Annotated in this window: 12 protein-coding genes and 2 tRNA genes; 6 read left to right on the forward strand and 8 right to left on the reverse strand. The window is 38.3% G+C overall.

Annotated elements, in window-relative coordinates:
• Window positions 1-79: 79 nt before the first annotated feature.
• Window positions 80-1525 (forward strand): T9SS type B sorting domain-containing protein, encoded by a 1446-nt coding sequence (locus tag FVB32_RS09860; protein ID WP_147743634.1) that lies wholly within the window; start codon window positions 80-82, stop codon window positions 1523-1525.
• Between the two features lie 54 nt (window positions 1526-1579).
• Here the strand turns inward: FVB32_RS09860 and FVB32_RS09865 are convergent, their stop codons facing one another.
• Together FVB32_RS09865 and FVB32_RS18015 are read right to left on the reverse strand one after the other, a co-directional pair.
• Window positions 1580-3079 (reverse strand): OmpP1/FadL family transporter, encoded by a 1500-nt coding sequence (locus FVB32_RS09865; RefSeq protein ID WP_147743635.1) that lies wholly within the window; start codon window positions 3077-3079, stop codon window positions 1580-1582.
• A 38-nt stretch (window positions 3080-3117) separates the two neighbouring features.
• Window positions 3118-4482 carry a hypothetical protein gene (locus FVB32_RS18015; RefSeq protein WP_147743636.1) on the reverse strand — a complete coding sequence of 455 codons (1365 nt, stop codon included), beginning with the start codon at window positions 4480-4482 and terminating at the stop codon, window positions 3118-3120.
• Window positions 4483-4553: 71 nt separating this feature from the next.
• Between FVB32_RS18015 and proS the strand changes: the two genes are divergently transcribed.
• The 4 genes from proS (at window position 4554) to rpsT (ending at window position 6682) form a co-directional block, all read left to right on the forward strand.
• Window positions 4554-6029 (forward strand): proline--tRNA ligase, encoded by a 1476-nt coding sequence (gene proS / locus FVB32_RS09875; protein WP_147743637.1) that lies wholly within the window; start codon window positions 4554-4556, stop codon window positions 6027-6029.
• Window positions 6030-6104: 75 nt separating this feature from the next.
• A tRNA-Glu gene (locus FVB32_RS09880) sits at window positions 6105-6176 on the forward strand.
• 91 nt (window positions 6177-6267) lie between these two features.
• Window positions 6268-6339, forward strand: a tRNA-Glu gene (locus tag FVB32_RS09885).
• A 91-nt stretch (window positions 6340-6430) separates the two neighbouring features.
• Entirely contained in the window at window positions 6431-6682 is a 252-nt protein-coding gene (gene rpsT, locus FVB32_RS09890) for a 30S ribosomal protein S20 (RefSeq protein WP_073175882.1), read from the forward strand.
• Window positions 6683-6757: 75 nt separating this feature from the next.
• On the opposite strand, the gene FVB32_RS09895 is transcribed toward rpsT, so the two are convergent.
• The 5 genes from FVB32_RS09895 to rho form a co-directional block, all read right to left on the reverse strand.
• Window positions 6758-8680, reverse strand: a complete 1923-nt coding sequence (locus tag FVB32_RS09895; RefSeq protein WP_187269547.1) for an LruC domain-containing protein — start codon at window positions 8678-8680, stop codon at window positions 6758-6760.
• A 200-nt stretch (window positions 8681-8880) separates the two neighbouring features.
• Window positions 8881-10929: an LruC domain-containing protein gene (locus FVB32_RS09900; protein ID WP_187269548.1), complete on the reverse strand. Its 2049-nt coding sequence runs from the start codon at window positions 10927-10929 to the stop codon at window positions 8881-8883.
• A 255-nt stretch (window positions 10930-11184) separates the two neighbouring features.
• Window positions 11185-11874, reverse strand: a complete 690-nt coding sequence (locus FVB32_RS09905; RefSeq protein WP_147743640.1) for a hypothetical protein — start codon at window positions 11872-11874, stop codon at window positions 11185-11187.
• Between the two features lie 6 nt (window positions 11875-11880).
• Window positions 11881-12543 (reverse strand): hypothetical protein, encoded by a 663-nt coding sequence (locus tag FVB32_RS09910; RefSeq protein WP_147743641.1) that lies wholly within the window; start codon window positions 12541-12543, stop codon window positions 11881-11883.
• Window positions 12544-12687: 144 nt separating this feature from the next.
• Window positions 12688-14274 (reverse strand): transcription termination factor Rho, encoded by a 1587-nt coding sequence (gene rho, locus FVB32_RS09915; protein WP_147743642.1) that lies wholly within the window; start codon window positions 14272-14274, stop codon window positions 12688-12690.
• 192 nt (window positions 14275-14466) lie between these two features.
• Between rho and FVB32_RS09920 the strand changes: the two genes are divergently transcribed.
• Window positions 14467-14877: a DUF4293 domain-containing protein gene (locus FVB32_RS09920; protein WP_147743643.1), complete on the forward strand. Its 411-nt coding sequence runs from the start codon at window positions 14467-14469 to the stop codon at window positions 14875-14877.
• Window positions 14878-14958: 81 nt separating this feature from the next.
• Here the strand turns inward: FVB32_RS09920 and FVB32_RS09925 are convergent, their stop codons facing one another.
• Window positions 14959-15816, reverse strand: coding sequence for a DUF6503 family protein (locus tag FVB32_RS09925; RefSeq protein WP_147743644.1), 858 nt, complete (start codon window positions 15814-15816; stop codon window positions 14959-14961).
• Window positions 15817-15853 lie beyond the last annotated feature (37 nt).

Consider the following 15853-nt stretch of genomic DNA (forward strand, 5'->3'; position numbering starts at 1 on the left):
TCGGTTGAAAAATACTAAAACCATGTTTTGGGCAGTTATACAAGTTAGATTCTAGAATAACTTTTTAGCCCCAAATTCTATGAGAGCTCTATTTTGCGCTATCTGTTGTTTTTTACTTCTATCCATAGGCGTAAATGCCCAAAACTCCCCAGATTGTAGAACTGCTATTCCCGTATGCGCGGATGCACCCATTTTGTCCACTACAGATGGTAGTGGTGATATTGATGATTTTGATCCGGATGTAATTACTGAAACTGGATGTTTGGAAAAAGGAAGCGTAAGTTCTGCAAATATTGAAAATAACACCTCTTGGTATGTTTTTAGGGCAGGAACTGACGGTCAAATAGGTTTTGATATTGAAGCACTTCCCGTAATTGCTAATGGAATTGTGACTTCTGAGTTAGATTTTGCACTTTATGGTCCTTTTGACCAAACTACAGGGCAGAATTTTTGTACCATCGTTGGTAATGGAACAGCGCAGCCCATTCGTTGTAATTACGAAGTAAATGACACAGGTTTCACGGGCATTGGTGTAAATCCTGTTGATGGACGTCTTGGAGCGCCATTTGTAGTGGGAAGTCAGAACACCTATGATGAATGGTTAGATGTGACCGCTGGAGAAATTTATTATCTTTTTATAAATAACTATAACACCAATTTTAATGGTGATGCCGAACCTTTCTCATTAACATTTACTGGAAGTTCTGTTGATGCTGATCAGAATACAGCTTTGGATTGTACACTAAGAGATGAATTCTTGGGATTGGATATTATTGCTTGTGAAGGAGACCCAGATATTGTGTTAAGTGCATTAAATTCACCAGCTGGACCAGCAGTTGCCAACGTTACTTGGGAATTGGATGCGGATGACGATGGCACGTATGAGACGGTGCTTGCCAGTGGCCCCACAGAGACAGAATTTACAGTGACTAGTCCAAATTCTGGACGGTACAGGGTGACCATTGAAACCACTTTGGCCACCATTATTACAGATGATATTTTAATCACATTTTATGGTGTTCCTGAGCTGCAAGAAGTTCGTGTAATTGATGATTTGGTCAACAGCGATCAAACGGACCCCTATAATATTGAGATTATTCCCGTGGGTACTGGAGATTATGAATACGCCATAAATGATGGGGAATTTCAAGATGATCCGCTGTTCTTTGATGTTCCACCAGGAGTAAACACTGTTATCATTAATGATAAAAATGGATGCGGCACTACAGAGCCTATTGAATTTTTGGTCGTAGGATATCCTAAGTTTTTCACTCCAAATGGCGATGGCATACACGATAATTGGAATGTGCTTGGCGTAGAAGTCCTTACGGACCCTACAGTATATATTTTTGACCGCTACGGAAAACTATTAAAAGAATTGGGTGTCGGTAGTGCTTGGGATGGTACTTTTAATGGTAGGGAACTACCTTCTTCCGACTATTGGTTCCGATTGGACTATGATCGTGATGATGCAGGTGTTTTGGTTGCCCGCTCTGTTCGCAGACACTTCTCTCTAGTGAGGTAAACAAAAAAAGGCCAGACTTTCTCTGACCTTTCTTCTGTATTTTTTTGATAAAGCTTAGAACTTCACGGTATACCCTAAGGTAATATTGGTGTTTATTCTATTGATCATCGCTGAGCTGTTGATTCCAGATTCAAAAAGTAAGGTGTTTACATCTTGTTCTGTTCGGTTTACAGCTAAATCCAGCCTACTTCCTCCAAAATTATAACCAATTCCCCCAGAAAATCCCGTTAAATCGCCAATAATGTCACCACTTTCATATGGACTTTCCTCGTATCTATATCCCGCGCGAAGGCTTACTTCATCAATTCTAAATTCACCTCCAAGACGATACGTGTTTACAACTCCCAGCTGGCTGGAAATAAAATCATTTTCTGTTGCAAAACTAGGGTCAGCCGTAGGGCGAAGCTCAGCTTGTGACATGTCTTGATATCCATAATCAAAACTCAATAAACCATCTTTTCCAAAAACTACCGCAACGCTTCCGGTAAGTTTGGCGGGAGTTTTTATTCTGTATTCTTCAAATAAATTTATAATGCCAAAGTCTATGAAATCGATATCAGATTCAGCAAGTGTAGAATTAATGCGTTGGGATGTATCATCGGTAAGCTCATACCATGTTGGAGATTGATAACTACCTCCTACGCGAATATTGTCGTTCAATTTTGCTATACCTCCCACACTAAATGAAAATCCATAGCCTTCCGTATGAAGAAGATTGTCAAAAGTGGTAAACTGCACAGGTGAATCCGCATCATACCCACCTTCATTCAAAAGTGTGACCCTGTCGTACAGCACATTGTGAAAGTTCAAGGACGCACCCAAGTATAAATTCTCTTGATACTGCCCCGCAAAGTTTAATGTAAACTTGCTGTTATATCCTGTTGTACTCTGTAAATACTCTTGATTTACGCTACTATACTGCGCATTTGAAAAGTAAGATGTATTGGCGTCATCATCCACGGTGGGTTCTATAAGACCAGCTTGAAAACCAAGGAACGCCTGTTGGGCTCCAAAACCAAGATTAGCTCCTATATCCAAATAAGCATCCTCAATAAATTCTCCCTGCTGTATTCTTAGGTCGCCAAGCGCCTGTCCTTGAGCAAAATTCAAGAAATAATTATCAATTCCTTGCGTGGTATTCCCAACAACACGGAACTCGTTATCAAAATTTTCTGCAAGATCATAGTTGAATGCCAGCGCGATTTTTTTCCAGGGACTATCTGATGATTTAAAGACAAAAACACCGCCTAGCTGATTCAACTCTACCGAATTAATGTCCGAATTACGTAGGCTATTTCCAAAAAGAGCATCATTGCTTCTATTGTAATTGGATCCTGTAATGGTAAACTGACTATGATTGAAAACAGCAGAGCCAGCAGGGTTTACATTTAGGGAGGATAAATCTCCTCCTAATGCTCCAAAAGCTCCTCCCATGGCCTGAAATCTGGCAGTACCTTGGATATTTTCTGTGCTATAGCGCAATACATCGTTAATATTCTGTGCGCTCACAAAAACACATGACAATACCATTATGAAAGTTGAGATTCTTTTCATTTCTCTTGATTTAGTTTAAATGATAAATTTTGTGGAATTTAGTGTCTTCTACTACTTCTTCCTGATGACGACGACCTTGAAGAGCCAGAAGATCTACTAGAACTTCCGGAACTTCGGTAGCTTCCAGAACTTCTTGAGCTACTTCGCGAACTTCTATAGCTTCCGCTACTTCTAGAACTTCTGCTAGGACTACTACTTCGGTAACTTCCAGAGCTTCGCGGAGTACTTGATCTTCTATAATTACTGCTTCGGGGTGCTGTTCTACCTGAAGACTGATAACTCCTTGTACTTCTTCCAGATGTTCTGTACCCTGAAGAATTTCTATTTACAGTGCCACTTCTATAGGTGCGACCACTTCTTGTAGCTGGTGACGAACCATAAGAACGATTGGTTCTTGAGTTACTATAACTAGGCGAAGTTCTGGTACTTCTGCTGGTTCTGTAACCTCTGTTTCGTGCTATTGCATCTGCACTGACTGATCTTCGTGCAGTTGTTCCGCTCCTATAGGTCCTTGAACTTCTACCTGCGGAAGCACTTCTGCTTACACTAGATCTATTTGCGCCTGTTCTATATCTAGACGAGTACCCGCTTCTTCTTGATGCCAAGTTAGATCGCCCTCTTAAAGTTGTCCCAGGAATTACATTGTTGGAATATCCTCTTCTACTTCTGTTATAAGCATATCCTCGGTTGTAATACCCTCTATTGAATCCTCTGTTATAGCCTCGGCCATAATAACCACCCCATCCATATCCAAATCCTCCGTAGCCCCAGTAAGGATAGCCAAAGCCACCACCCCATCCGTAACCACCGGCCCAGCCCCAGCCAAAGCCGCCACCCCAGCCAAAGCCACCGCCCCAACGGTTCCATCTCCATGGGTTGTTCCAGCCGTATCCCCAGCCAAAACCACCCCAGCCCCAATTGTTCCATAACCATGGGTCGTTCCAACCAAAGCCACCCCAGCCCCAGTTGTCATATACATTTATAGATACGCTTGTTGGATTGTCGCCCCAGCCTGGATTTCCAGAATAGGTATTGTTGTTTACAAAGTAATCGGTTTGTTCACCTAAAGGAATGCTATCATTTTCAACTCCACTAGAGTAGCTATCAACATCTGTGAAAATTTCTTCCTCTAAAATTTCATCATATTCATTGGCCTTTTGCCCAAAATAATCGCCATAAATATCATTTTCTTGTTTTTCAACCCTAACCGCTTCAGCAGATTTTTTTTCTACACGAACTGTTCTATTGCCGTTGGAGTATATTCCATCGTCATCGTAGTAAGAAGACTGTTGGTATGTACCGCAAGAGGCCAATACTAGAAGGGCCATAGCCGATATGGAAAGAATTTGAAATCTGGGGCGGAGTAAAGACTTTATCATCATACAATTTTTATTGTTGAACATACTAAAAATAGTTAGTTTTACCGAACTATTTTTGAAGATAAAGTCACAAGTTTTGTGCCAAACTATTGTAGATGGGTAAAAATTTAACGAGTAGGAGCGAGGATTATTCCAAATGGTATAATGAACTTGTAGTAAAAGCGGATTTAGCTGAGAATTCAGGGGTAAGAGGTTGTATGGTGATTAAACCGTATGGATTTGCCATCTGGGAGAAAATGCAGGCGCAGCTGGATAAAATGTTCAAAGAAACAGGTCATGAGAATGCATATTTTCCTTTATTTATTCCAAAATCGTATTTAAGCAAGGAAGCTAGCCATGTGGAAGGTTTTGCCAAGGAATGTGCTGTGGTAACCCATTATAGGTTAAAAAATGCAGAAGATGGAAGTGGAATTGTTGTAGATGAAGATGCCAAATTGGAGGAAGAGCTTATCGTAAGACCGACATCAGAAACCATTATTTGGGATACGTATAGAAAATGGGTGCAGTCGTACCGTGATCTACCATTATTAATAAATCAATGGGCCAATGTAGTACGTTGGGAGATGCGTACACGATTATTTTTACGTACCGCAGAATTTTTATGGCAAGAAGGACATACTGCACACGCAACAAGAAAGGAAGCTGTTGAAGAAGCTGAGCAAATGATGCATGTATATGCGGAATTTGTAGAAGAACATATGGCTGTACCTGTAATAAAAGGCACAAAAACAGAAAGTGAGCGTTTTGCCGGGGCTGAAGAAACCTATTGTATTGAAGCTTTAATGCAGGATGGAAAAGCCCTTCAGGCTGGTACTTCCCATTTTTTAGGTCAAAATTTTGCAAAGGCTTTTGATGTAAAATTTGCGAGTAAAGAAGGGAAACAAGAATATGTTTGGGCAACTTCTTGGGGTGTATCAACCAGACTTATGGGTGCTTTGGTTATGACCCATAGTGATGATAATGGACTGGTATTGCCGCCAAAATTGGCACCAATTCAGGTGGTAATTGTACCTATTTATAAGGGTGAAGAACAACTGGATGCCATATCGGAAAAAGTAGAGCCTTTAGTAAAAGAACTTCGTTCAAAAGGAATATCAGTAAAGTATGATAAAAGAGATACCCACAAACCAGGTTTTAAGTTCAATGAGTATGAGCTGAAAGGAGTTCCTGTGCGGTTGGCAGTTGGACAACGAGATTTGGCAAATGGCACTTTTGAGCTCGCAAGGCGAGATACGCTCGAAAAAGAGTCCGTAAAAGCTGAAGATGTTGTTGCTAGGATTGAAACCTTAATGCACGAGATTCAGGATAACATTTATAATAGAGCACATGCATATAGAGCAGAACATATTACCGAGGTTGATTCTTATGATGAATTTAAGGTATTGATTGAGGAAAAAGGTGGCTTTATTTCTGCCCATTGGGATGGTAGTTCAGAAACAGAAGACAGAATAAAAGAAGAGACCAAGGCTACAATTCGTTGCATTCCATGGAATGTGGAAGAGCAGGAAGGTAAATGTATGGTGACAGGAAAACCATCGAGCCGAAGGGTACTGTTTGCCAAGGCGTATTAAAAGGGAGCAAAAAATAATACTTACTATTGCAAGACTTAAAAATAGTTGTATTTTTGCATCCGCAATTATGCACCCGGCCCGTTCGTCTAGGGGTTAGGACGCCAGGTTTTCATCCTGGTAACAGGGGTTCGATTCCCCTACGGGCTACAAAGTTCAGTGAAATAATGGGTTATAATTAGTTAGAAGTATATAGAATGGAAACATTTTTTTATCACTTTTGATTTTTTATTACCTAAATGGCCCGTTCGTCTAGGGGTTAGGACGCCAGGTTTTCATCCTGGTAACAGGGGTTCGATTCCCCTACGGGCTACAAGTAATATTAAAAAATATAGTAAAAGGAAAAGTTGAAATATTGGATAGTACCAATTTTAATTTTCCGTCATTCATTTTAAACAAGTACAATGGCAAATCATAAGTCAGCATTAAAGAGAATTAGAAGAAACGAAGCAGTTCGCTTACGCAATAGGTATCAGCACAAGACCGTTCGTAATGCTATTAAAAAGCTACGAAATGAGGAGGATAAAAAAGCTGCCGAAACTCTTTTGCCAACAGTTGTTGGAATGATAGATAAGTTGGCAAAACGTAACATTATACACAACAACAAGGCTGCAAACTTGAAAAGTAAGTTGATGAGCAAAGTTGCTGCAATGTAATTTAGCCTAGCACAGCATTAAAAAGCGCCCCTTTTTAAGGGGCGCTTTTTGTTTCTGTATTGTTACTTTGGAGATTTAATTTCCCTTTAGTATTGCCGTGTTCCTATAGTTGGGAAGATCTTTGTACCAGTCTTTTCTACTTTCTCCACCAGATAAAGCCCATTCTTCAAAATAAAGATATCCCTTGTTTATAGCTTCTTTTTCCTGTAAAAGTGGAAAGGATTCAATTACATTAATAGCCCAGGGAAGACCATTTTCAGTGGTGTAATTACCATTGATGTCGGCTATATTCCCCAAGACTTCTGGCTGGGAGTTGCCTAATGTTGTTGGCTCGCGGTTGGCCAAATGAATCTCTTTTTCTCTTTCTCCATTGGCCACTAAAAAGGGGTTAAAAGGAGCAAAATCCAATGATGTGTTGGAAATAGGGTTCACCAACAAAAGACTGACTTTGTTTTCTTGATTTACAATGATGGAATGATCATCAAATAATGGAATTACAGTATGTTCTTGTTCTAATTCGGTTCCGTTACCAGCAAGATCAAATACGTTTCTATCTAGAATTTGGCCGCTTGTAGAAGCTACATTATTTGGGCTTAATCCTTCTATTTCAAAAGCCATACTATTTACAAAACCAGCTCCATCTGCCGTGACAACATAATTAAAATCAATAGCAACAATTTGGTTACTGGAATTAAAGATTTTAGCTATAGAGTAGTCTATTGCTGTGTCATTAAAATCATAATCTCCTAAAAAAGGCCAGAGATCTTCAAAAATCAATGAAGCTTTTGTAGAACTGGATGGATAGGTTATGGAATAGGCCCGTGTTGCATCCTCGGGATATTCATCTACAGAATCTGTTACCCCATCCCCATCTTGGTCGTTGCAAACTTCAACTTCGGAAAATGTAAACCAATTTGAGTCGTTTTGGGAATTACTTGTTGGGTCATCCACTCTTCGCCAAACAATTCTATCAAATGTGCCTGAAACTGCAGAGATTAAAATGGAGCCATAACCATCTCTATAATACCTCCCTCTTGATCTTGAATCGGTGTCTTTAAGTATTCTTCCAGAATCATCGTAAAAGAATTCACTACCTCCAGATAGTAAGGTTTCTGCATGCTGATCACCCACAAATTGATACATGGAGGCATCAACGCTTCTAAAGTGCATAAGAAGATTTTGTACCGGGGTATCCAAAACCATTTCAAATTCTACATAACCATCAGAATCATTATTTGTATCAATTTTGGAGCTTATCCAGAAATTAAAGCCTGAAAATGTGAAAATAGGAGTGGAGAAACCAGCTCCGGCTAATGAAAAACGATTTTTAAGCTCAACACCATCAACTGAAGTGGCCGTAATGATTCCGGTTACTCCTTGTCTGGGAAATTGAATGTTGGAAATCGTATTGATATTACCATTGCTTGAAACTATGGTGTTATTGAGATTTACATAAAATCGTTGACCATAAACATTGGCACAATCGGTGCTTAGTTGATTTTCTTCTTCTGATGTTTTAGAAACGGTTTTTTTGCCTGTGGGGCCATTGTATGTGTAGGAGGCGGAGTTTTGTAATACGGGAACCACAAAATCATCAATATGTTCATTTGACTTTCTAATTATAAATAGATTATCTATGAATGATGATAGGGTTACACTTTCTTGGATGGCACCATTGAAGGGTAACCTTTCAAATAGCTTATTGGGGAGAGGTCCTGTAATACTATCTAAACTGTTGATTAACTCATCGCTGTATGCATACACTTCATAAAGTGTATTTGGAGAATTATCGGTTATATTTACTGATACAACGGTCTCTGTTTTAAAATCAAAATCTGAGGGAAACTTTAAATCGGTCAAGATAGGACCTTCAATTTCCAAAGAATCATTACTTATTGATTCAAGATAATTATTGTATTTTTCTTTTAGACAACCTTGGGTTAGTAAGGCTATTATGGAAATAAGAATTATTCTAAAAATTCTATTCTCCTTTTTCATAGGTAATATTTTCATTAAATGAACGAAAAAGCTTACATTAATTACTTATTTTGTCGATGAACAACATTTCAAAGTTGTAAAAGCAGTTAAAAATGTGGTGAAGTGAGTCGTTGTCAACGGCCTCATTGGGCCATGAAGAAATAATGAAATAAAAAAACGCTCCCATTTCGGAGCGTTTTTTGCTTACTTATATATCTAAATTAATCCAGCAAATCTGCTTCGTTTCTGTATCCTGTTGAATCCTTGTACCAATCTTGAAAAATAGTTCCTCCAGAAGTGGCCCATTCGTTAAAAAAGTTATAGGCCTGATTCACGGGAATATTTTCCTTTGGCGGTCTAAAATTATGCATAACGTTGATGGCCCAAGGTAATCCAGTATCGGTTTTATAGTTTCCGTCTATATCTCTATTTATGCCTTCTACGCTGGTATCATTTACACCTAAGGTGGTTCTGAACCTGTTAGGCAAATGAATTTCCTTGCCTCTGTCTCCATTCACAATTAAGAATGGGTTAAATGGGGCTATGCCCAACTGAGTGGTTGTAATTGGCGTTGTGAATACTATAGAAACCGTAGTAGGTACATGCAACATGGTGTGGTTATTATCAAATAGTATGATAACAGCTCTATCTTGTCCTTCTTCCACTCCGTTTGAGGCCGCATTTATAAATCCTTCCGTCAAGACGGTTCCCGTTACAGATTCGATTAGACTTGGCGCAACACTTTCCAATTCAATTCCGAGAGCATTAATGAGTCCGGCTCCATCAGCGGTCACTTCAAAATGCATATCTAACTGTACCGCCATGTTATCGGCATTTAAAACAGCGACAAATCTGTAGTTAACTGCAGTATCGTTAAAATCATAATCCCCCAAGAATGGCCATAAATCTTCAAAGGCCAGTGTTCCCCAACCATATTTACTTGGTGTAAATTGTTCAAAAGCCTTGTCCGCATCATCAGGGAATTCATCATTGCTATCCGTAATTCCATCACCATCTGTGTCTGGATCTATGGTAACTTCGTCAAAAATCCTAAATGTGGTTAGGTCGTTTATCGCTCTATCATAGGTTACACCAGAAGTGGAATTGGGACCATATCGATATTCCCAACCGCCTGTCTGTGTATCCATAACGATAAGATTACTATTTCCATCATTATTGGCGAGCCATAGTTCTTGATTAGAATCGAATGTCATTGAGGTGGGTTCAAACGGCAAATCTTCACCGCTAATTCTAATGGCATCATAATCTCCGTCGGAATTTAGGTCTAACCTGTACAATCCAGAAAATGAACAGATAAATATGGTACCGTCATCGGCAAATGCCATATCTCCTCCTTGTTTTTTGTGAAGACCTTTTATTTTCCAGTTTGAGAGGATGTTTGCATTTTGGGGATCAATAGTGAATAATTTTTCACCCGTTGAAAAGTACAAAAGGCCATCTTGTGGATTAAAATCTAATCTAGGTCCTCCTTTTCCAACATCACCTATTGTGGTCCAGGTGTCGTTTATAATATCATATTTCATAAGTGGGTAAGGCTTGCTCCTACCAATTGAGTACAGCATATTATTTTGTTGGTCAATAGCTGCTGTCCAGCTGCCCATAGGCATGTCGGAGATAAAAGTATAAGCCCCGGTCACCGGATCCACTTGAAATAGGTCCCCACCACCGTTAACACAATACAGGTAATCTTCTACCATTGGTTTGCCTGTTGTGGCTCTTTTTCCACTTTCAGGTGAGTAGGTGTAAGTCACCAGTTCAGATGCTATATTTACGATAGCAGAGGAGAACTTAAACCCTTCCTTTCTTCGGATATATAATTTCTCAAAATAATCGGGTACTACGAAGGAATGTTCAATTTTACCGCCTGAAGGAACTCCACTGAAAATAATATGGTTGAGATTATCTACTGAAATATCAAAATCTGTTTCTTCCTCATCCTCTTCATTTAAGTAGGTTATTTGTTCACCTAACACCACTTCATCATTATAGGCATATACATCATACCTTACATTTGGAGTATTATCATTGATGATTAATCTCAACTCTTTTTTCGTCGTAAAGTCAAAGTCTGTCGGTATTTGCAGTTCTGTAATTTCTAACTCGTCTATCGGAACTTCCTCAATAGGAGGGTCTGTTTCCCCTTGGGGGTTAGGATCTACAGTATCATCGAAGCTATCTTTTACACATGAGGTGTAGGTTAGCGCAGCTAATAAGCACAGCGTAGATAAAACAATTTGGGACGTTTTCATCTTTGTCATTTTTAATTGGATTTCCCATCCAAATTTTGGATAAAACTAAATACAGTCAAATAGTTATTGCTTCAGAATCAGTTGGGAAACCATTTGATGTCGGTAAACAGTATTCTTTCTTCGATAAATAAAGCTGTGACTATTCGCTCGAAACATGAACGAAAAAGCCTACAAAAATGTATATTTTATCGATGAACGGTAACCAAAAGTTGTGAAAGGAGAAAGATTTGTGGTCTGCAAAAAGACCTAAATTGATTATCTAAAGGCTTTTCTCTTGCCCATGAGCAGACCCACAATAAAAAGAAAGTACATTAAGACAATAAAAGTCAACAATGTAATCCGAAGATGGTATTGAACTGAGATACTGATATTAAAATAATCTGAAAGTAACAGAAAGGGAAAGAATGTGTAAAAAACGAATAGACCAATGCTTACCCAATAGAGTAAATTGTTTTTTTGGGGATATGGATTGTTTTCTATTCGTTTTTCCTTAAAATAGAGTACAAGGGCAAATATCAGAACCAATGACCCAATAATATGTGCATACTCTAGTTGCTCGTGCAATGGGTTTTGAAAAAAAACATTGATTAAATAAGACAGGCAACACAGATATGTGCCGTATATAATCATTTTTTTTGAAAACTGCTTTTTAATGGTCATCCAGTAAACCCAATAAAAAAATAGAAAAGTTATTATTTGGTACACATTGTAGATGATTACATTGTGCCAATCATATCTACCATCTGAGAAAAATTGAAAATCTTGATGGTTTTTAATAAAATAACCCAAGAGCTCAGTGAAAAAAGTATAGATGATAAGTATAGGGAGGTATTTTAATACCGTATCAAAATACCTTCTATATCTATATACAGCAACCAGCCATGTAACAAAATAGATGGCAAGGAAAAACTGGTTTTTTAGAAAAATGATGAGCTCTTGGATCATAGAGAATTAAAAATCACCTTTTGGTGGAGGTCCGGAATTTCCATGATTCATATTCAAGCTTTGTCCTGCAAATAGTGCCGGTGGGGCAGAAAAGTTAGGAGCAAAACTTGCATAAGATTTGCCATTTTGTTCAGAAGTTGAGCCTATACCTTTCGCATCTACAGCATCTTTAATAAGTTTTGCTTTTCCGTCCTCACCTATATAAAACCCATAATCTGTGCCATCAACCTTCATGGTTGGAAGTATAATGATTGAATTTTGCCTAGGGTGTATTACTTTTTTCCCATCTGGGAATCTTTTCTTATTGGGATAATTGGCGTAATAAAAACGAATTGTTGAAATATCAACCTTGGCATCTTTTGCTTCTTGTTCTATAAATGCAATATATTGTTTGATGGTTTTAAAGTCCCAAGAAGCAAATCTGGCAGCTTTAAAATTTTCGTCATCATTTTCTTCTGCCTCATATGATTGTATAAGCTCTGCCCGATTTTTTGAATAGTTATCGTACAGCTCTTTTGATGTTTCTAAGGAAATAATTTGTTTTGGTGGTTTTACGCGTTCTTTTGGTTCTTCGTGTGGTTCTTCTTTTTTTGGTTTTTCTTGGCAAGCTCCCAAAAACAGAAGCATGGCACCTAGAATGAATGGGGTTACTTTTTTGGTGTTTTTCATTTTATAAGGGTTTTAGTGTTCATAGTATGGGGAAACTGCATTAAAGATATGTTTTTTCTTCAAAATGGGACACAAAAAAAAGCCCAATGAAATTGCTCAAAGGGCTTAAATATAATGTGTTTGCAAGTTATACCTACATAAAATTTAATTGTTCATGGTCAACAAAAACTCTTCGTTGTTTTTTGTTTGCTTTATGCGTTGCTCCATAAATTCCATTGCTTCCACTGGATTCATATCTGCCAAATACTTGCGCATGATCCACATACGTTGTATGGTGGTTTCATCTAATAATAAATCATCTCTACGTGTGGAAGAGGAAATAAGGTCAATGGCAGGGAAAATTCTACGGTTGGAAATTCGTCTATCCAATTGTAACTCCATATTACCAGTACCTTTGAACTCCTCAAAGATGACCTCATCCATTTTAGAACCAGTTTCTGTTAAGGCAGTCGCAATGATAGAAAGTGATCCACCATTTTCAATATTTCTCGCTGCTCCAAAGAAACGCTTTGGTTTGTGCAGTGCATTGGCATCAACACCACCACTCAAGACCTTGCCAGAGGCGGGCTGAACGGTATTGTAAGCTCTAGCCAAACGCGTAATGGAATCTAAAAGGATAACTACATCGTGTCCGCATTCTACCAAGCGTTTTGCTTTTTCCAATACAATATTTGCAACCCTAACATGTTCTGTGGCTTCTTTATCAAAAGTAGAAGCAACTACTTCACCACGTACATTACGTTGCATATCTGTAACCTCTTCTGGTCGTTCATCAATCAAAAGAATAATCTGGTACACCTCGGGATGATTCGCAGCAATTGCATTGGCGATATCCTTCAGTAGCATTGTTTTCCCAGTTTTAGGCTGCGAAACAATCATACCACGTTGTCCTTTTCCAATAGGGGAAAACAAATCCATTATCCGTGTGGACAATGTGCTCTGTCTTTCCGCCAGTTTAAACTTTTCCTTGGGGAACAAGGGTGTAAGGTGTTCAAAGGAAACCCTATCTCTTACAACTTGCGGATCTAAACCGTTTATTTTGCTGACCTTAATAAGAGGGAAATATTTTTCTCCTTCTTTGGGAGGTCTCACATTACCAAGTACCGTATCTCCTGTCTTTAAGCCAAACAATCTGATTTGGGATTGAGATACATAGATATCATCGGGAGAAGACAGATAGTTATAATCTGAAGAGCGTAAAAAGCCGTAACCGTCTTTTACATTAATATCCAGAACTCCTTCACTTTCAATTATGCTATCAAATTCAAACTCAGGTTCTTTATACCTGTTTTTTAAATCCTTGTCAAAATTGCTGCTCTTTTTTTCGTGGCCGCTATTTCTCGGGTGCGGGTTATTTCTTCTGTTGTTGTTTTGGTTTTTTTGAGGTCCGTTTTGTTTATTGGACTCTCTTACGTGTGGTTGTGCAGCAGGGGTGCTTTCTTTTTTCTCAACCGCTTCAGGAACGGCTTTAACCTCTTGCTTTTCTGCCACAGTTTCTTTTTTTTCTGGTTTTGGTCTGGGAGCTCTTGCTCTTTTTGGTTTTGGAGCTGTCGTTTCTTGAGGGGCTACAGAACTTTCCTGAACCACTTTTGGGTTGGATGCCTGTACATCCAAAATCTGGTAGACCAAATCCAGTTTTTTAAGTGCTTTAAATTTTGGCACACTAAGGCCTTTTGCAATTTCTTGCAACTCAGGAAGCTTTTTAGCTTTTAGATCTGAAATCTCGAACATTAAGTAATGAATAAATTAGACTTGTATAATGTATATAATTGAAGTAAAAAGTTATTGGGGTACTACAATAGGAAGATATCCTTTAGGTAAGTGCTTCGCTAATAACGACACAAGTATACAAATTATTTTCAACAATAAGTGGTCATTTACCGAAAAGACACCTATTTTTGCCTTCCAAAATCAATTTATAAGATGATTCAGCGCATTCAGACTTTTTTTTTAGTGTTGGTTGCAATTATTGCTGGTGGATTGCCGTTTGTATTGAATTTATGGATTGATGCTGAAGGAACTGAATTTTTTGCACAACAAGAATTGTGGATCAGCTTGGTTTTATACCTATCTGCAGCTTTGGCGCTTATTTCGGTTTTTTTGTATAAAAACAGACAAAATCAATTTGTTGTAAACAGGTTGAATATGATATTGAATCTTTTTTTACTAGGATTTTTCGTTTATCGATCGCTAAACTTATCCGGAGAAAGTGAAATTTCTGAGAAGGGTATTGGGATGCTGATTCCTGTATTTTCTATCGTTTTTCTGGTTCTGGCCAACAGAGCCATCAAAAAGGATGAGGATCTTGTAAAATCTGTTGATCGCTTGCGTTAAACCTAACATCTTAGTAGTATTAGTGCGAAAAAACCCCGGCCTAGGCCGGGGTTTTTATTTTGATAAACACTTGGATAAAACCTACTGCATTAGAGTTGCTTCGGTAAATCCATTTCCAAATTTTATATCAGATAGGGTTTGCACAATACTCGGCTCCTCTGCATAACCTTCTTTATTAGGCATAAAATAAGACCGCTTTGTAGAAATCATTTGGCCATCAATATCTTCATACTCATAATTTGCAATGATTACAGGTTCTTCTACTCCTAAGAAAGGCAGTGAAAAATAAAAACGATCAACCAATTTAGTCTCAGGATTTACGTAAAGGATATAAATATCGTTTTGTTCCTTACCGGTTACTTCTGCATCATAGGTAACATGAACCTTATCATAGGTGGTTCCGTTATACTCTTCAGCGCCCATATATTTAGCTATAGTACCTTTATTGTTTAGCTTGTAAGGCATTGTAAACCAATAATAATTCGCAGTTCTAAGAAAATTTCCCAACCCTATAAACTGAGGATCTTCAGATTTTTTTCCATCTACCATCACTACAGTTTGTTCACCATCATAATATTGAATTACTTCCCCTTCCTTATCCGGCATTACATTAATTTGATGCTGACTGTACTTTCCATAAGAAGCTTCCGAATTAAAAATATAACGCTCTATGGAAACATCTGCTTTTCCATTAGATGGGTATCTATAGTCATAAGTGTATTCTACATCTCCTTTTTTCCAAAGGTCATTCCATCCTCCATGAGCATGCGCAACAGATGCCAAAATGCTTTTTGGGTCATTGGTGTCATAGACGGGTGCTTTGGAAACTTTCATCACCGTTTCCTCTACAGCGGCCTCCGCTTTTTTTGCTTTTTCTCCACAAGAAGCTAAAAATAAGAGTCCTGCAATGGTTAAAAGTTGTAAACTAGTTGTTTTCATGTTGTTGTAAGATTGTTTTCCGTTTAGACGCAAGTTA

Origin of the sequence: Flagellimonas hymeniacidonis (genome assembly GCF_008040165.1) — a bacterium.
Lineage (GTDB): Bacteria > Bacteroidota > Bacteroidia > Flavobacteriales > Flavobacteriaceae > Flagellimonas > Flagellimonas hymeniacidonis.